The 17,289-nt window shown below is 70.3% G+C and carries 16 protein-coding genes and 3 tRNA genes; 12 read left to right on the top strand and 7 right to left on the bottom strand.

From position 1 onward, the window contains the following. Positions 1–123 precede the first annotated feature (123 nt). The 3 genes from ACWDA7_RS23430 (at position 124) to ACWDA7_RS23420 (ending at position 1,344) form a co-directional block, all read left to right on the top strand. Positions 124–489, top strand: coding sequence for a hypothetical protein (locus tag ACWDA7_RS23430; protein ID WP_359391544.1), 366 nt, complete (start codon positions 124–126; stop codon positions 487–489). A gap of 161 nt (positions 490–650) precedes the next feature. Then, positions 651–1,280: a bifunctional DNA primase/polymerase gene (locus ACWDA7_RS23425; protein WP_450606166.1), complete on the top strand. Its 630-nt coding sequence runs from the start codon at positions 651–653 to the stop codon at positions 1,278–1,280. Continuing rightward, positions 1,271–1,344, top strand: a tRNA-Lys gene (locus tag ACWDA7_RS23420). The genes ACWDA7_RS23425 and ACWDA7_RS23420 overlap by 10 nt, the downstream gene beginning before the upstream one ends. Before the next feature lie 243 nt (positions 1,345–1,587). On the opposite strand, the gene ACWDA7_RS23415 is transcribed toward ACWDA7_RS23420, so the two are convergent. Next, positions 1,588–2,964: a M6 family metalloprotease domain-containing protein gene (locus ACWDA7_RS23415; protein WP_450606184.1), complete on the bottom strand. Its 1,377-nt coding sequence runs from the start codon at positions 2,962–2,964 to the stop codon at positions 1,588–1,590. 464 nt (positions 2,965–3,428) lie between these two features. Here ACWDA7_RS23415 and ACWDA7_RS23410 point away from each other — a divergent pair, with 464 nt between their 5' ends. Beyond that, entirely contained in the window at positions 3,429–5,312 is a 1,884-nt protein-coding gene (locus ACWDA7_RS23410) for a putative bifunctional diguanylate cyclase/phosphodiesterase (RefSeq protein WP_450606165.1), read from the top strand. A 100-nt stretch (positions 5,313–5,412) separates the two neighbouring features. Here ACWDA7_RS23410 and ACWDA7_RS23405 read toward each other — a convergent pair whose 3' ends face one another. Then, positions 5,413–6,495, bottom strand: coding sequence for an LLM class flavin-dependent oxidoreductase (locus ACWDA7_RS23405; protein ID WP_450606164.1), 1,083 nt, complete (start codon positions 6,493–6,495; stop codon positions 5,413–5,415). Between the two features lie 90 nt (positions 6,496–6,585). Further along, positions 6,586–7,302: a maleate cis-trans isomerase family protein gene (locus ACWDA7_RS23400; protein ID WP_450606163.1), complete on the bottom strand. Its 717-nt coding sequence runs from the start codon at positions 7,300–7,302 to the stop codon at positions 6,586–6,588. 355 nt (positions 7,303–7,657) lie between these two features. On the opposite strand from ACWDA7_RS23400, the gene ACWDA7_RS23395 reads away from it, so the two are divergent. The 7 genes from ACWDA7_RS23395 to ACWDA7_RS23365 all read left to right on the top strand — a co-directional run bounded on the left by ACWDA7_RS23395 (position 7,658) and on the right by ACWDA7_RS23365 (position 12,906). After that, positions 7,658–8,620: a D-2-hydroxyacid dehydrogenase gene (locus ACWDA7_RS23395; protein ID WP_450606162.1), complete on the top strand. Its 963-nt coding sequence runs from the start codon at positions 7,658–7,660 to the stop codon at positions 8,618–8,620. Between the two features lie 137 nt (positions 8,621–8,757). Continuing rightward, positions 8,758–9,663: an ectoine/hydroxyectoine ABC transporter substrate-binding protein EhuB gene (gene ehuB / locus ACWDA7_RS23390; RefSeq protein ID WP_450606161.1), complete on the top strand. Its 906-nt coding sequence runs from the start codon at positions 8,758–8,760 to the stop codon at positions 9,661–9,663. Next, on the top strand, positions 9,660–10,358 hold the full coding sequence (gene ehuC, locus ACWDA7_RS23385) for an ectoine/hydroxyectoine ABC transporter permease subunit EhuC (RefSeq protein WP_450606160.1): 699 nt from the start codon (positions 9,660–9,662) through the stop codon (positions 10,356–10,358). The genes ehuB and ehuC overlap by 4 nt, the downstream gene beginning before the upstream one ends. After that, positions 10,355–11,005, top strand: a complete 651-nt coding sequence (gene ehuD / locus ACWDA7_RS23380) for an ectoine/hydroxyectoine ABC transporter permease subunit EhuD (RefSeq protein WP_450606159.1) — start codon at positions 10,355–10,357, stop codon at positions 11,003–11,005. The genes ehuC and ehuD overlap by 4 nt, the downstream gene beginning before the upstream one ends. Before the next feature lie 10 nt (positions 11,006–11,015). Beyond that, positions 11,016–11,792, top strand: a complete 777-nt coding sequence (ehuA, locus tag ACWDA7_RS23375; protein WP_450606158.1) for an ectoine/hydroxyectoine ABC transporter ATP-binding protein EhuA — start codon at positions 11,016–11,018, stop codon at positions 11,790–11,792. A 204-nt stretch (positions 11,793–11,996) separates the two neighbouring features. Beyond that, positions 11,997–12,755: an IclR family transcriptional regulator gene (locus ACWDA7_RS23370; RefSeq protein ID WP_450606157.1), complete on the top strand. Its 759-nt coding sequence runs from the start codon at positions 11,997–11,999 to the stop codon at positions 12,753–12,755. A gap of 77 nt (positions 12,756–12,832) precedes the next feature. Beyond that, positions 12,833–12,906 (top strand) — tRNA-Lys (locus ACWDA7_RS23365). Positions 12,907–13,188: 282 nt separating this feature from the next. Here ACWDA7_RS23365 and ACWDA7_RS23360 read toward each other — a convergent pair. From ACWDA7_RS23360 to ACWDA7_RS23345, 4 genes are all read right to left on the bottom strand, one after another. Further along, positions 13,189–13,653, bottom strand: coding sequence for a DUF3592 domain-containing protein (locus ACWDA7_RS23360; protein ID WP_450606156.1), 465 nt, complete (start codon positions 13,651–13,653; stop codon positions 13,189–13,191). 144 nt (positions 13,654–13,797) lie between these two features. Then, positions 13,798–14,421: a lytic polysaccharide monooxygenase auxiliary activity family 9 protein gene (locus ACWDA7_RS23355; protein ID WP_450606155.1), complete on the bottom strand. Its 624-nt coding sequence runs from the start codon at positions 14,419–14,421 to the stop codon at positions 13,798–13,800. A gap of 119 nt (positions 14,422–14,540) precedes the next feature. Next, the gene (locus tag ACWDA7_RS23350; protein WP_450606154.1) at positions 14,541–15,680 is read right to left on the bottom strand and encodes an SPFH domain-containing protein; all 1,140 of its coding nucleotides are present in this window, start codon (positions 15,678–15,680) and stop codon (positions 14,541–14,543) included. Positions 15,681–15,769: 89 nt separating this feature from the next. Next, positions 15,770–16,942 (bottom strand): peptidoglycan-binding protein, encoded by a 1,173-nt coding sequence (locus tag ACWDA7_RS23345; protein WP_450606153.1) that lies wholly within the window; start codon positions 16,940–16,942, stop codon positions 15,770–15,772. Positions 16,943–17,166: 224 nt separating this feature from the next. On the opposite strand from ACWDA7_RS23345, the gene ACWDA7_RS23340 reads away from it, so the two are divergent. Beyond that, positions 17,167–17,240 (top strand) — tRNA-Lys (locus ACWDA7_RS23340). The last annotated feature ends 49 nt before the right edge of the window (positions 17,241–17,289 follow it).

The raw sequence follows: 17,289 nt of genomic DNA, 5'->3' as shown, positions 1-17,289 counted from the left end.
CGGCGGGGGGAGCGCGGGGCGGTGGTGTCCCCGCACCCCCCGCGCCCTTGCGGCGTCGCGAGACAATGGACGGTGGCCCAACCAAATGACGGCGCCACCCGAACCGTACGAGGAGGAGAAGACATGTCGGAGCCCACGCCGCGTCGGAACGAGCCGCGGCTACGCCCCGCGCCCCTGCTCTTCGAGCCCGCGGAGGCGGCCTCCGACCCGGAACACTTCTTCGACCTGGAGTCGATCGACGACCCGCGGGCACTGCTCGCGCGGGCCACGGAGCTGACCCAGGCGTTTCGCGCGGCGGCGGACCGGGCGGCCGAGTACCAGGCGATCGCCGCGGCCCAGCTGGCCGATCCGCGCCGCTTCGACCGGCTGACGCCCGCGGCGATCGGCGAGCAGGCGGAGTGGACCGAGGACTACGCGAAGAAGATGGTGGAGTTCGGCCGGGACCTGCTGCGCGGCGCCGAGGCGAGCGGGCCGGAGAGCCTGGGCTGAGCCGGGGACTGGGTCCCCGGTCCACCCGGGTCCGCTCTCGCCGCCGCACGAATGATCATTTGGCATATGCCGTGCGGCACAATACTCCGCCCTGCCCCCTCCCGTCCCGATTTTCCGCAACTCGCCGAGACGGTTCGCTCACTGCCGGTAGACAAGACGGTATGAGCAGCCGAACGCCGTTGCCCGCACCCTTCCGCGCACCCCTCTCCGACCGGTTCGACGTCTCCGGGGTCACCTCGGAGGGCGCCGCCTGGCTCGCCTCGGCAGGAACGTATCCCCGGAGCGCCCTCGCGCACTGGGCCGAGCGCCCCACCGCGCCGGTGGTTCTGCCCTGCGGTGTCGCGTTCGACGTGGTGAACGCTCCCGCGATCTTCGGGCGCCGGATGCTCGACCGGCTCTGGGACGAGGGGCCGGGCTCCGGGCCCGTGGCCGCGCACCGGGGCCGGATGCTGCTGTTCGCGGCGCCGGGCACGGCACGCCGACTGCCGGCACTGCTCGACTGGGAGGAGTGGGGCGGCCGTGCCCACCCGATTCCCCCGCTGCTCTGTCACGGCCCCGGTGATGCGGTGACCGTGCCCGCCGTCCGACCCGTCGTACCCGCCACTCCCCGCCCGGAATCCCGCTGGCTGGCGGCGCCCGACACCCGCCACCCCTGGCTTCCCGGCCCGGAGATCTTCCTCTGGGCAGCGGTCCGCGCGGCCCGCACGTCGGCCTCCACTGCCGTACGGATATCGATTTTTCCTCCCACGGACCAGGATGCTAAGGTCTACGACGTCAGCAGGCGCCGCTAGCTCAGTTGGTTAGAGCAGCTGACTCTTAATCAGCGGGTCCGGGGTTCGAGTCCCTGGCGGCGCACGATGGCGATGGCGAGTCGTGTTCGCGGACAGCGCGAACCTGGCTCGCCATCGTTGTTTTTACGCGGCTGCGCCGCGCGTGGTGAGGGCTTCGCCACCCACATCCCCGTCCGGGCCCTGCGGCGGCCACCGCCCGCTGCCTGCGGGACGAGTGCGCGGAAAGCGTGAACCCCGACCGCCACCTCCGCCCTCCACACACCCTGAGACCCTCCCGCCACCCGGCACACTCACCGTTGTGTCCTCCTCAGCTCCTCGTGATCCGTACCGTCCACGCCCCGGTCGGCGTACGGTCCTCCACCTCCACCCGGACTCCGTCCCCCGGCACCGTGAAGCTCTCGCCGACCTGCACCGGCGCGTCCGCGAGGTCGGGATTGACCGAGGTGCCCCAGCACGCCGAGGTCCGCGGATGGGCGTCGACGACCTCGATCGGGCCGCCGCCTGACTCCGTCGCACCGCGGACCCGGTAGAGGAGGATGCCCTGCGTGCAGGCCTCGACATCGTTGCCCACCATCCCGCGCGCCTCGATGGCGAGCACACTGTCGGGCCCCGTCCGCACGACTGCCAGCTTGGTGCCGCGCCCCGAACCGAACGCCTCGTAACCGGCGCCCGGTACCTGCGCGGCGGCGCTGCCCGCCGCGCCCGTCATCCCGGCCGCGCGGACGGTGGTCGCGTTCACCGGCACCTGCGGTACCCCGGTCGGCCCCGCCTCCAGGGCCTCCAGCGTCAGCCGCGTGTCCGCGCTCCGGACGCACACGACTTGGCTCGGGTCCAGCCAGCCCAGCTTCCACTTGTGCCAGGCGAACAGGTCGGGCGCGAGTCCGAACTGGCTGCCCATGAGGTCCCAGTCGCCGACATAGGTGTCCCAGTCACCCTTGCCGTCGACCGGGCGGTGGTACAGGTCGGGCAGGTCGAAGACATGGCCCGTCTCATGGGCGAGGACGAGCCGGTCCGGCGGGTGCTTCTCGAAGACCGTGACCACCCGCTGGATGTCCGTGCCGTCGGCGTGCAGCGGTGAGTCGAGGTTGACCACCTTCGTGGCGTCCGAGTCGACTCCGGGTGCGTCCGGATCGGCCACGAGGTACACGACGGGGAAGCGCGAGAAGTCGACGTACTTGTCCGACACGGCGATGGCGTCACGCAGATACGCGGCCCGGTGCCCGGGGTCCCAGTCGCGTTTCATCGCGTACCAGGCCGACGGGTGGGGCATCCGGATCCAGCGGTTCAGCGGATGCGGGCGCACCGTGAACCGGCCGTAGGAGGCACGCTCGAAGAAGCGGCTGGTGGCCGGGAAGTAGTCCGCGGTCAACTGGGCCGGCTTGGTCACCGGCTTCGCGTCCGGGAAGGACAGGAAGATCATGACCGCGTCCAACGGGCGGACAGGACGCGCATACGCGGCGTTCCAGGTGTCGAGGCCTTCCGAGTGGTGTGCCTGGCTGCGCGTGAGCTCACAGGGTGCCGCCGTCGGGTCGGCGAGCGCGGGCCCCGTGATGAGCGAGGTCGCCACCAGCGCCACCATCACCGCTGCCACGGACGCGGCACTGCGCAGGACAGGCGCCCCGAACCGGGCGGACTTCTGCAGGGCGTCCCGGATTGGCCCCACGAGGGGCAGCGGGCATGGCACGTCGACCTCCTGGGAGCGGATCCGGGAACTCAGCACCCAGCTTTGTCGCACTTGTATGACTATGTCCTGTTTGCCTGCCCCAGGAGGGTGAGACACAGTCAGGTGGGGGAAAGGCCAGATGGGAACCGCGAGTACCGGGGAGGGGCGGTGCAGGGCGGGAGCGCAGAACGGCGCACGATTTTCGAGGGGGCGGCCGAGACGGTCCGGCGCCTCCAGCACTCACGCAACGTCACAATCGAGGGCTGCCTGATAGAGCGGGGCCCGGTGCGGGCAGAAACGATCTGTCAGGACGTGTGCTCGTCCCGGGACGCTGGACAGCGGCTGGAAGGCCCTCCAGTCAGCCTCTATGATCGGCACACTTTCCTGCACGGACACGGCTCGTACGGTCGCTCGCCATGCGGCCGTCGACCCCGACGAGACCCACGAGATCCGTACGAAGAACGAGTGCACTGCGGGAGCGAGCGGTGAGCGGAACGTCCGAAGGGCCGGCGCCCGCGGCAGACCTCGTCGGCCCGGTCGTCACAGACAGTCACGAGACCATGCCATCCGGTACGTCCCAGCCACCGCTCCTCGCCGACGTGCGTCCTGTCCCGTCGGCCACCGATCCACCGCCGTCGCCCCGTGCCGCGGATCCCCTGTTCGCCGCCTTCGCCGCCGCGCCGCTCGCCATGGCGGTCGTCGACCGGGAGGGGCTGGTCGTCACCGCCAACGAGGGGATGGGATCGCTGCTGGGCACCGCCGCCGAGGGACTGCTCGGGAAGGTCGCCGCCGATCTGGTGGACCTGTCCTCGGACGCCCGCACCTGGCACGCCTTCCGCGAGGTGCTGCGCGGGCGCCAGGCCCGGCTGCGCTGCACGCGCCGGCTCAAACATCCCGACGGGCATTCGCTCTGGGTCCAGGTGACCGTCACCCCGCTGCCCCAGACGGAGCAGGCCGTCCTGCTCTCGGTCACCGACATCAACGCCCGCCGCGAACTCCAGGCGCAGCTCAGGCACTTGCAGATGCACGACCCGGTGACCCGGCTGCCCAACCGCACACTGTTCTTCGAACGTCTGTCGGCCGCGCTCGAGGCAGAGGCGTACGAGGAGAGCGGGACGGGCCGGATCGGGCTGTGCTACCTGGACCTCGACGGGTTCAAGGCTGTCAACGACACGCTCGGCCACCGGGTCGGCGACCGGCTGCTCGCGGCCGTGGCGGAGCGGCTGACGCGCTGCGCGGACGAGGCCGGCCAGGCGCGGGCGGTCACTCCCCTGGTGGCCAGGCTGGGCGGTGACGAATTCGCACTGCTCGTCGAGGACTCGACAGGTACCGACCAGCTCGCCGAACTGGCCGGGTCGGTGCTGAAAGCACTCCAGGCGCCGTTCGACCTGTCCGGGCAGCGACTGTCCGTGTCGGCGTCCATCGGCGTCGTGGAGCGGCACGCGGCCGGGACGACGGCGACGGGTCTGATGCAGGCCGCCGACACGACGCTGTACTGGGCGAAGGCCGACGGCAAGTCCCGCTGGACCCTCTTCGACCCCGAGCGCAACGCCCACCGCATGACCCGTCAGGCCCTCTCCTCCGGCCTGCGTCCGGCGATCGAACGGGGCGAGTTCGCCCTGGAGTACCAGCCGCTCGTGGGGATGGAGGACGAGCGCGTGCGCGGGGTGGAGGCACTGGTGCGCTGGCATCACCCCCAGTTCGGCACGCTGACGCCGAATCGGTTCATCGGACTGGCGGAGGAGGACGGCTCGATCGTCCAGCTCGGCCGCTGGGTGCTGAGGACGGCATGCGGTCAGGCGCGCCGCTGGCAGCTGCAACGCCCGGACGAGCCGCCGATCTTCGTCAGTGTGAACGTGGCGGTGCGTCAGGTGTGGGACTCCGACCTGGTGGCCGACGTGGCCGGCACACTCACGGAGACCGGACTCGCCCCGCACCTGCTGCAGTTGGAGCTGACCGAGTCGGCCGTCATGGGCTCGTCGGGCCGCCCGCTCCAGGCACTCCAGGCACTCAGCGACATGGGGGTGCGGATCGCCATCGACGACTTCGGCACCGGCTACTCGAACCTCGCCTACCTCAGTCGGCTGCCGGTGTCGGTGCTGAAACTGGACGGCTCGTTCGTCCGGGGTTTCCAGTACGAGGGCACGGGCGACCGTCCGAACCCCGCCGACGAGATCATCGTCGAGGCCATGATCCAGCTCGCGCACCGGCTGGGCCTGACGGTCACCGCCGAGTGCGTGGAGACGTCCGCGCAGGCCACCCGGCTGCGCCGGATCGGCTGCGACACCGGTCAGGGGTGGCTGTACTCACGGCCTGTGCCACCCGACCGCATCTCCGAGCTGGTCGAGGAGGCCTGCCGCCCTTCGTGACGGGGAGGGCGCCGACCCGCGGTTCCCGGCCCGTCCGGCTCCCTGCGCCGCGGACCGACCGTGCGCGGCCCTGACCCCGAGGCCGGCCCTCCGCCCGCGCTCAGGCGGTCGGCAACCCGTAGGCGTCGGCGATCAGTTCGTAGGAGCGCACCCGTACGTCGCCGCCGTGGGCGTTCGACGTGATCATCAACTCGTCGGCGCCGGTGCGCTTCTGCAGACCGTCCAGGCCGGAGCGGACCTCGTCCGGCGTGCCATGAATGACGTTCGCGCTCCAGCTCTCGAAGAACTCCTGCTCCAGCGGCCCGAATTCGTACGCCTCCGCCTCCTGCGGGGTGGGAACGAGCCCGGGACGGCCCATGCGCAGCCGGAGCATGTTCAGGGCGGCGGCCCTCACCTGGCGGCGGGCCTCCTTCTCGTCGTCGGTGGCGAGGGCGGCGACGCCGATGAGGGCGTACGGCGTATCGAGGACCTCGGACGGGCGGAAGGACTCGCGGTACAGGTCGAGCGCCGGGATGGTGTTCTGCGCCGAGAAGTGGTGCGCGAAGGCGAAGGGCAGGCCGAGCATGCCGGCCAGCCGGGCGCTGAAGCCGGAGGAGCCGAGCAGCCAGATCGGCGGCCGGTGCGGGGACTGGACGCCACCGGGGGAGGTGGCCTGGACGGGGCCGGGCACCGCGTGGATACGGGCGTACGGATGGCCGTCCGGGAAGTCGTCGTCGAGGAAGCGGGTCAGCTCGACCAGCTGCTGAGGGAAGTCGTCGGCTCCCTCGTTCAGCCGGTCGGTGCGGCGCAGCGCGGCGGCGGTGGCGCCGTCCGTGCCGGGGGCGCGCCCCAGACCCAGGTCGACGCGGCCGGGTGCCATCGCCTCAAGCGTGCCGAACTGCTCCGCGATGACCAGCGGTGCGTGGTTGGGCAGCATCACCCCGCCCGAGCCGAGCCGGATGCGGTCCGTGTGCGCGGCGAGGTGGGCGAGGATCACGGCAGGAGAAGAGGAGGCCACGCCCGGCATGGAGTGGTGCTCGGCGATCCAGTACCGGTGGAATCCCCGGGACTCCGCGAGCCGGGAGAGCTCGACACTGGTACGGAGCGCGTCGGTGGCGGTACTCCCCGCACCGACCGTGACCAGGTCGAGTACGGACAGGGGGACGGGCGCCGTGCCCTGCGCCGAACCTCGGATCTCCTGCACCGAACTGCCTCCTGCGTCTGGGTCGCGACTCAGGCGCCACAACAGGGGGCAATCCCTGGTTATTCCCGGTCACCGCCCGGGGCCGGGGCGTCACACCTGGACGATCGGCTCCCTGGTGAACAGGGCCCCGAGGCGGGGGGCATTCACACGGCGGTCCACCAGGCGCAGGGCCTCCCACACCGTGACCTGGTTCGCCGTGAGGACCGGCTTGGCCAGTTCCTTCTCCAGGAGCGTCAGATGCGCCGCCGTGTGCAGCGCCGTGTCGGGGAGCAGAACCGCGTCGGCACCTGCGTGATCACCCTCCTGGGCGAGCGCCAGTACCTCCTTCGCGCCCCAGCCGGCCGTCTCCGCCGCCGTGGCGCCGCCCGCGGATCGGACCGAGACCACCTCCACACCGGCCGCCCGCAGGAACCCGGCGAACAGGTCCGCCACATCGTCCGGGTAGGTCGCCGCGACGGCCACGCGCCGCGCGTCGAGCTCCCGCACGGCGTGCACGAAGGCGAACGAGGTGGAGGAGGCAGGCATCCCGGCCGTGCGGGCGAGAGCGCGCACCTGCTCGTGGGCTCCCTCCCAGCCGTGCACGAAGCTTCCGCTGGTGGAGGCCCACACCACCGCCTCGGCGCCCGCGAGGCGCAGTTCCTCCACGCCCGACGCGAGCCGCTCCGGCGAGCCGATCTCCCGCAGCGCGCCCTGACCGGTGTCGGTGTGCACGAGGTCCACCCGGATGTCGCTGGCCAGCAGCTGCTCGATGCGTGGATAGTCGTCCTCCGCGGAGTGGCCCGGGTAGAGGAATCCAAGTGCGGTCATGCCGAACCTTCCTGTTCTTCCGGCGGTGCGGGTCCATGGTGCTCTGTCTCTCCGCCACTGCCCTCGAGGGCGTGACAGCGGGCCCCCAGAAGAGCCTGACGGGGTCCCGTCACCCGGGTACCCAGATGACGCCGAGCCCCGCCCACATCCTCACCTGGTTGGCCGAGAGGACATAGGCCGCGACGTGTTACGGCGCCTTCCCTCAGGAGCGGGCGGCTAACGCCGAAGCGACGGCGTGCGGGGCACGGCGTGCGTGTTGACGGCGCCGGGTTCCGGTGCGACGGTGGTCCATCCGCGCATGTCAGACACCCGGTCGGCACCGTCGGCCGGTGCCGATCGAGGACACGGGTGCCGCATGACCGCTCCCCCGCCCGGCCGCCCGACCCTGCTCGTCCTGGACGCCGAGCCACTGCCCCGCCTCGGCCGGCTGACCGGCCGGGTGCGGATCGAGCACGCGGACGCCTCGACGCTCGCCGAACGGCTGCCGCACGCGGACGTGCTGCTCGTCTGGGACTTCACCTCTCGGGCGGTGCGCGACGCCTGGCCCGGTACGGGCCGCAGGCCGCGCTGGGTGCACACGGCCAGCGCGGGCGTGGACCACCTGATGTGCCCCGAACTCGCCGCGTCCGACACGGTGGTGACGAACGCGCGCGGCGTCTTCGACCAGCCGGTCGCCGAATACGTGGCCGCGCTCGTCCTCGCGCTGGCCAAGGACCTGCCGCGGACCTGGGAGCTGCAACGGGAGCGGGAGTGGCGGCACCGCGACACGACGCGGCTCGCGGGCACCCGCGCGTGCGTGGTCGGCTCCGGGCCGATCGGGCGGACGATCGCCCGTACGCTCAAGGCGCTCGACGTCACGACGGCTGTCGTGGGCCGCGTCCCGCGCACCGGCATCCACGGCCCGGCCGACCTCGACCGGCTGCTGACCCGCGCCGACTGGGTGATCGCGGCGGCGCCGCTGACGCAGCAGACGTACGGCATGTTCGACGCCCGGCGCTTCGGTGTCATGCAGCCCTCCGCGCGCTTCATCAACGTCGGGCGCGGGCAGCTCGTGGACGAGGACGCACTCGCCGAGGCGTTGACGAAACGGTGGATCGCGGGCGCGGCCCTCGATGTCTTCCGGCACGAACCACTCGGCTCCGACAGCCCGTTGTGGCGTGTTCCGGGCCTGCTCGTGTCCCCCCACATGAGCGGCGACACGGCCGGCTGGCGCGATGAGCTCGGCGCGCAGTTCGTCGCGCTGTACGAGCGCTGGGCGGCAGGCGAACCACTTGTGAATGTGGTCGACAAGAATCGTGGATACGTGCCCGGCCACTGAGGGTCCTCCAGGCCGGCATCGTGGCAGGACAGTGCGGCGATGGAGCGGAACGACGCCGTCCGGGCGGGGCAGCCAGGCGAAGCGCGGGGCCGAAAGGGGCCTGAATACATCGCTCGGTCTCGGGTAGCGGCGCGTCCATGGCTCCACCACGGACGAATGACCCAGGGAAAACCGGAACCACCAGACGGTCGCTGCTGGCCGGCGTCGCCGCGCTCGGTGCGCTGGGCGCCGCCGGCTGCAGCCGGGTGGCCGCGGCCTCGACCACGCCCGGCGGTGATCTGCTCAGCCAGCTCAAGGCCCAGGGCGTCGTTCGCCTCGGCATCGCCGGTGAGATCCCCTTCGGTTACATCGACAAGAACGGCGACCTCACCGGCGAGGCCCCGGAGCTGGCCAAGGTCATCTTCAAACGCCTCGGCGTCGACCGCGTTCAGCCCGTGCCGACCGAGTTCGGCTCGCTGATACCCGGACTGAACTCACAGCAGTTCGATGTCGTCTCGGCCGGGATGTACATCAATGCGGACCGCTGTCAGCAGGTCATCTTCGCCGACCCCGACTACCAGATGCTCGACTCCTTCATCGTGAGCAAGGGGAATCCGAAGGGTCTGCACTCCTACCAGGACGTCGTCGCGAAGAAGGCGAAATTCGCCACCGGCACCGGGTACGCCGAGATCCAGTACGCCGTCGAGGCCGGCTGCAAGGAAAGCGACATCCTGATCGTCCCCGACCAGGTCGCCGGGCTGAACGCGGTGGAGGCCGGGCGTGCCGATGTGTTCGCCGGCACCGCGCTCACCACCCGTGAGGTCGTCAAGAATTCCCGCAAGGCGGAAGCCACGAAGCCCTTCGCGCCTCTCGTCAAGGGCAAGCCGCACATCGACGGCGGCGGCTTCGCCTTCCGGCCCACCGAGACGGGCCTGCGGGACGCCTTCAACGCCGAGCTGAAGAAGATGAAGGCGAGCGGCGAGCTCTTCCGCATCCTGCGCCCGTTCGGTTTCACCAAGGCCGAGATGACCGACATGACCGCGAAGGAGCTGTGCCGCGGATGACATCGGGACTCTGGGAACTCGTACTGAAGGGCGTATGGACCACCGTCCAGCTGCTCGTGCTCAGCGCGCTGCTCGCGACGGGCGTCTCCTTCGCCGTCGGCATCGCACGCACCCACCGTCGGTGGATCGTCCGCTTCCTCGCCGGTTTCTACACCGAGGTGTTCCGCGGCACATCCGCCCTGATCATGATCTTCTGGGTGTTCTTCGTGCTGCCGCTCGCCTTCGGCTGGCAGCTGGTGCCGCTGTGGGCGGGCACGCTCGCCCTCGGACTGACCTACGGGGCGTACGGCGCCGAGATCGTGCGTGGCGCCCTCAACTCCGTCGACCCGGCGCAGCGCGAAGGCGGGATCGCACTGAGCTTCACGCCCTGGCAGCGGCTGCGCAAGATCCTGCTTCCGCAGGCCGTGCCGGAGATGATCCCGCCGTTCTCCAACCTGCTGGTCGAGCTGCTCAAGGGCACCGCGCTGGTCTCCGTGATGGGCATGGGTGACCTGGCGTTCAGCGGCAACCTGGTGCGGCTCGCACTGCAGGAGAGCGCGCAGATCTACACATACATCCTGCTCATCTACTTCGTGATCGCCTTCCTGCTCACCCGGCTGATGCGCAGGCTCGAGCGCCGCCTCAAGGCCGGGGTCGGAAAGGTGCCGCAGCCCCGGGTGTCCATCCCTGAGCCCGTCGGAGGTGGTGTCTCGTGAAGTGGGACTGGGGTGCCGTCCGCGACTTCATGCCGCATTTCTGGGACGGCCTGCTCGTCACCCTCCAGGCGCTGGCCCTCGGCTCGCTGATCTCGTTCGCCCTGGGCCTCGTATGGGCGCTGCTGATGCGCACACCGAGCCGGTGGGTGCGCTGGCCCGTGGGGATCGTCACCGAGTTCATCCGCGACACCCCGCTGCTGGTGCAGCTGTTCTTCCTGTTCTATGTGCTGCCCGAATGGGGTCTCACCTTCTCCGCGCTGACCACCGGTGTCATCGCGATCGGCCTGCACTACTCGACGTACACGATGCAGGTCTACCGGGCCGGTATCGAAGCCGTCCCGGCCGGCCAGTGGGAGGCGGCGACCGCGCTGAGTCTGTCCATGCGGCGCACCTGGACTGTGGTGATCCTGCCGCAGGCGATCCGAAGGGTCGTACCGGCGCTCGGGAACTACGTGATCTCGATGCTCAAGGACACACCGCTGCTGATGGCGATCACCGTCCTCGACATGCTCGGTGAGGCGCGGCTCTTCTCGCAGCAGCACTTCCAGTTCACCGAGCCGCTCACCGTCATCGGTGTGGCCTTCGTCCTCATCTCCTACCCCGCCTCCCTCCTCCTGCGAGCCCTGGAGCGACGCCTTGTCCGCTGACACCCCTCTGATGAAGCAACCCGACGCCCACACGGGCTCGCCGGCGGCCACCGGCGAGCTGATCCGCTTCGAGAAGGTCACCAAGTGCTTCGGCGACCACACGGTCCTCGACGAGCTCGACTTCTCGGTCGACGCGGGCAAGCACGTCACGCTGATCGGCCCCTCGGGCTCCGGAAAGACCACGATCCTGCGACTGCTGATGACCCTGACCAAGCCCGACAAGGGCACGATCACGGTCGCCGGGCAGCGGCTGTTCCCGGCCGGCGAGAAGCAGGTCCGGGAGATCCGCAAGAACATCGGAATGGTGTTCCAGCAGTTCAACCTGTTCCCGAACATGAAGGTGCTGCGGAACATCACCGAGGCCCCGGTGACCGTCCTCGGCATGTCCAAGGACGAGGCGGAGCAGCGCGCCCGGGAGCTGCTCGACCTGGTCGGGCTCAGTGACCACCTGGACAAGTTCCCGAGCCAGCTCTCCGGCGGCCAGCAGCAGCGGGTCGCGATCGCCCGGGCCCTGGCGATGCGCCCGCAGGTGCTGCTGCTCGACGAGGTGACGTCCGCGCTCGACCCGGAGCTGGTCGCCGGGGTCCTCGACGTCCTCCGTGACATCGCCCGCAGCACGGACATCACCATGCTCTGTGTGACCCACGAGATGAACTTCGCCCGGGACATCTCCGACCGGGTCATGATGTTCGACTCGGGCCGGGTCATCGAGGCCGGCGCCCCGGAGAAGATCTTCAGTGAGCCCGAACAGGAGCGGACGCGGGAATTCCTCAGCGCAGTGCTGTGAACGCGAGGAGTGAAGACAGCGGTCCGGCCCCGGTCACGGCGGACGGTTCATGACCTTGGCATATGCCAAGGTGGCGCGGCCCTGCTGGGAGGGCCGATCACGCCGCGAAGTTGGCGAACACCCGCTCCCCGGCCGACCCTTGAGCCTTATCGTGGAGTCAGCCAAGCTGTCCCGAGAACGGCCCAAAAAGCGCAGGGGGAGATCGTGGCGCTGACCCATGAGCCGACCGCCCCGCACCACTCGGCCCAGGACGCGCTGCGCGTCCTGGAGACGGTGGCGCGGCGCCCGACCGGCGTCACCGACTCCGAGCTCGCCCGCCAGTGCGGCCTCGGCACCCAGCGGCTGACCGCGCTGCTGCGGATGCTGCGTCGGGAGGGATACGTCGATCAGACCGCCGACGGCGCCTACGTCGCCGGCGCCGCGCTCAGCCGCCTGGGCTCCGCCCACGGCCGCGACCAGGCGCTGCGCGAGAACCTTCAGCACACCCTCGGCCGGCTGCGCGACTCGGTCGGCGCCGCCGTCTACATCAGCCGCTACATCGACGGTGAGATCCAGGTCACCCAGTGCGCCGAAAGCCCGGCGACACCCGCGGTGCACGAGTGGGTGGACTTCCGCTCCTCGGCCCACGCGAGCGCGGTCGGCAAGAGCCTGCTGGGTCAGCTCGACCTGAACGGCCGCCGGGACCACCTCGCCCGGCACAAGATGGCCCGGCTGACCTCGCGCACGATCACCAGCGAGAAGCTCCTGCTGTCCCGCCTGGACGCCCAACCGCCGACGGTCCCGGTCCTCGATCTTCAGGAGTACGCGGTGGGCACGGTCTGCGCGGCCGTCCCGATCACCGCGGGCTCCTCGGTCGGCTGTCTGGCACTGTCCCTGCCGGTCGAGCACGTGCACCGACTGCGGCAGGCGGCGGACCGGCTGAACAAGGGAGCGGCCCCGGTGCTTCTCTCGCTGGCCATCTGAGGATGGTCAGAAGCACCCCCGCAGACCAGGTAGTATTTCTTTTGTCGCCGACGCGAGAGCGGAGTGCGACGGAGTCTGCGCCGCTAGCTCAGTTGGTTAGAGCAGCTGACTCTTAATCAGCGGGTCCGGGGTTCGAGTCCCTGGCGGCGCACGATGGCGATGGCGAGTCGTGTTCGCGAACAACGCGAACCGGGCTCGCCATCGTTGTTTTTGCGCGGCTGCGCCGCACGTGGTGGGGGCTTCGCCACCCACACCCCCATCCGGACCCTGCTGCGGTGAGCGCACGGTGCCTGTGCGGGACGAGTGCGCGGACAGCTCGAACCGGGCTCGCCATCGTTGTTTTTGCGCGGCTGCGCCGCACGTGGTGGGGGCTTCGCCACCCACACCCCTCCGCCGCGCGCCACGGCGAACCGCCTGGGTGCGCGCGCCTCCGCTACGGCGTTCCCGCGAACGGGGTGTCGCCGGCGAAGACCTCGGTGTAGGTCACCATGAAGCCGATGCAGAACGCGACGATCACCCCGAGGAAGACCAGGATGCCGACCGCGCTCGCCAGGGTCTTGGCCCGGGCAGGCGGGTGGGCGGTGGCGTGTTCCGGGTGGGCCGCCGTGTAGTGGACGGGGACGACGTCGCCCTCGACCGTCGTCCCCGGGCCGCCCGCCTCCTCGAAACGGACGGTACGGCCTTCGCGGGTGGTGAACTCGTACACGTGGTGCAGTGTCGTCGTCACGGAGTCCTCATCGCGACGGGTGGTCGTGTACGTCCGCAGACAGCGCGCCTCGGCGGTCAGGCCGCTGTTCCAGTTGCTCCGCAACCGCAGCGAGCGGCGGATCACCCGAGCCGCCGCGACCAGCGCCATGGCCATGATCAGACCCGGCACCACGTAGAACAGGAAATCCATCGCTTCTCCCCCGAGTCCGGTACGACTCCACGCACGCGGTCATGGTCATGACGGCGTGCGTGGAACGTACCCTCCCGGGGAGCCGGTGCTCCTCAAGCAATGCTCAGAAGGCACGCCCGGCACGAACCCGGGACAGGACTCCGGTCAGAACGTGACGTCCGCGCAGGAGTAGAACGCGTTGGCCGTGTCCGCGATCGTCCACACGCCGAGGATGACGTGGTGCCCGCTCAGCCCGGTCGGCAGGGTGCCGCTGTGGCTAAGAGTGGACGGCGGACGCTGACCGTTGTACGGGACCGTCAGGAACGGGGTGCTGTTCAGGTCGGCCCGGGTCAGGGCGTGGTTCTGGTTCCAGCCCTGCTTGGTGACGTAGTACTTGAAGTCGGTCGTCGCGTGCGAGGCGGTGAACTGCCAGCGGAAGGTGTAGCCCTGACCGCCTGTCACCCGGGTGGTCGGCCAGGCCGCGCCCGAGGGTGTCCTCGGCTGGTCGAGCGCCCCGAAGTTGGTGTGGTTCGCCGAACACATCTGACCGTCGTTCGGCCCGGCCGCGGGAAAGCCCTTCGGGCCCTCGACGCTCTGCGGCTCCCACTGGATGTCGCCGCAACCGGTGACGATGCCACCGTTCGCGGCGCACATCTTCTGCCGGCTGAGGGGCTGGTCGGTGTAGCCGTGGGCGTCGGCACCGGCGGTGGACAGTACGAACGCGCCGGCGGTGGCGAGGCCGACCACGGCCGCGTACCACTTCGCCTTCCTGGTCGCATGGATGCGCATGCTGCTGCTCCTGGAGGATGTGGGGAGTTCCTTGAGCCGTGCGCGCAGCGTTCAGGTCTAGACCAAGTCCCAGATTATTGCCGGGTGTTGAACATGTCCATACCAATTCGGCGCGGCTTTCACGCCCCGTCCGCGGTCCGCCCCGTGTAGAACGCGACCGTCAGATCCTTCACCAGCGCCTTGCGCTCGTAGTCGTCGAGTTCGACCAGACCCCGCCTCGTCAGCCGGACAACCGTGTCCTCGACCGAGTCGACGACCGAGCTGAGCACCGTGTCGCGGTGCTGGGCCTCGAGCGCGGCGATACGTCGGCGCTGCATCCGGGCGGCGACCTCGGGGGCGTACTCGATCCGTGTCGGCTGCACCACGAACACCTCAAGACCGACCGGTTCCGCGTCCGCGGCCACCAGCCGGGTCAGCACGTCGCCGACCGCCTCCGCGTTGCGCAGGCTCACGATGGCCGTACTGCCGGGCACGTCGGCCGGCACCTGCGGCAGCACACGGGCGAGCGCCGCCTCGACGCACTCCCGCAGATAGGCCTCGTGGTCGTCGATGCCGAGCATGGCGCGCGCGGTGTCCCGGACCAGCCAGGTCACCATCAGGACCACGTGCAGCGCGACCCCGTTGGCGTCCACCGCGGGCATCGGCTCGCTGCGCCAGTGCCGCACCCGCACATCGGCCCGTGTGCGCAGCACCAGCGGATTGACCCACACCAGGCCGGTACGGCGGATCGTGCCCCGGTAGCGCCCGAACACACTGAGCACCCAGGCACGCCCGGTGTGGCCCCGCATGAGCCCGCCGAAGCCGAGGAGGAAGAGCAGCCCCGCGCCGACGTACGCGGCCAGTTGCGGCAGCCCCACCCCGACGGAGAGGGACGCCGGAAGCTGCAGCAGGCTGAGCGCGGCCGGCGACACGAAGCCCACCCACCACGAGATGACCCCGCAGGCGGCCACGCCGGCCAGACCGACCAGCACACCGAGCGCACCCGGCAGCACCCATGCGGGCCGCTCCACCAGGTCGGGGTCGAGGTCGGGCGGCTTCCGGCCAGGCGGGGTCGAGGGACGGACCTTCGGCTGTTCGCCGGTGCCGAGCCGCCGCCCCACCACCGTCGTGTTGACCGGCACCGCTGCGTCGGGGTCCTCACGGAACAGCAGGTGAACGGGGATGTCGGTGGTCGAGTCGCCGTGGATGAGCCGGGCCTGCCGGGCTTCCGCTTCGTCCGGCGCCTCTTCGGAATCCGGGTGCTGCGATGTGGTGCTCATTCGTGCCTCCTTGCCTTGGCCCCGGAGTGTGGTGACGGGGCGCGGAATACGGACCGGGAAAGGGAGTTCGGAAAGGGCCGGTGGCCAGGTCAGGAGAACAGGCGCCGCCAGGTATCCGGCCCGGGGTAGCCGTCGGCCTCGGCACCGTCCCAGCCCTGGGCCCGCTGGAACGCTTCGACATTGCGTCGGTCCGGCTCGCCCCAGTGCGGCCCGGGCCCGCCGGTGTAGTGCCTGCCGAACCCTTTTTTGATCAACTGGCGGCCCAGCCGCGTGACATACGGGTTGTGTGCGCCCGGCCGGAACATGCCCAGGCCGGGAAAGCCGGGCATCAAGGCCCGGGATGCGGCCCGCAGTTCGTCAGCGGTCACGGAGATCCCGGCCATCGGCATGTCCTCGCCCTTCTTCTGTGCCATGGACCAGGCCGTCGCGCCCGGCCCCGCGACCGCGCCCGCTCCGGACAGGGCGCCCGCGTAGCCGTCCACCGTGGCCGGATCGTCGTCGGTCAGCGGCAGGTCCTTGTCCCCGAGGCCGGCCTTGCTCTCGGTGACGTTCTTGTAGCGGTAGGGGACATAACGGTCTGAATTGGACCAGTACGCATAGGGGGTGGCCTGCTTCCGGGCCTTCGGCGGGGTCTCCTCGTAGGCCGTGTACTGCGTGTGCGTGTAGTCCGTCCAGCCGCCGAAGATCACCACGTGCGACCCGCGTTCGGGGTCGTCGACGTTGTGGAAGAGGAGGATGTCGCCCGGCTCCAACTGCTCCTTGGTGATGCGGACGCCGAACTTGTCCAGGCTGCCGGTCCATTCGTTGGTGCCGAGGTTCCAGGCCATCGAGACGAAGCCGGAGCAGTCCTGCCGGTAACCGTCCGACCAGTAGTCGTCCATGCTGTACGGCACCCCGGCCGCGACCCATTGCTTGGCCCGGTTGACGATCTGGGCACGGGTCGTCGCGGGCGCGACGGCGGCGGCAGGCGCCCCGGCGGGGCCGTTCAGCGGAGCCGTGTATCCCTGCGGGGTGTCCGGCGGCTGGTCGCCACGGGGGGCACCCGGGCGGGGCGGCGCGTGGGTGGTCGCCACAGCCGGTGCCACCTGGCCCGCACCGAGCACCGCGGCCACCGCGGCGGCCAGCACGATCGTCGTGCGGGACGTCACACGGCCGGAGCGCCCGGTGCGACATGCCGGGAGGAAAGCGCGGCGCCGGTGAACACAGCCGGGGCAGTCGCAGCCGGACGCCGGATCGAATTCCTCGAACACCGGAGTCCGCATGCCGCGTCCTTCACCCTCACTGTCGCCACCTTGGAGGATTTGTACTGTTTTCTGCATGTATGTCAGTTTCACTAACTGGACGGCGGAATCGTGGGATGACGGCCCGAATGTTGCGGGCGTTCCGTTCCTCCGGCGGTACGGGCACCCGCCGGACGGAGGCCGTCATGAGCCGTCCGTGGTCCGGAGCACCCCGTGGTGTCGGGTAGAGTTCTCCAGGTCAGCAGGCGCCGCTAGCTCAGTTGGTTAGAGCAGCTGACTCTTAATCAGCGGGTCCGGGGTTCGAGTCCCTGGCGGCGCACGACCGGAAGGCCTCTCGCGAGAGCGGGGGGCTTTTTCGTGTCCGTTCG

This window comes from Streptomyces sp. NPDC001156 (assembly GCF_053598275.1).
This window is presented reverse-complemented; position numbering and strand designations above follow the sequence as displayed.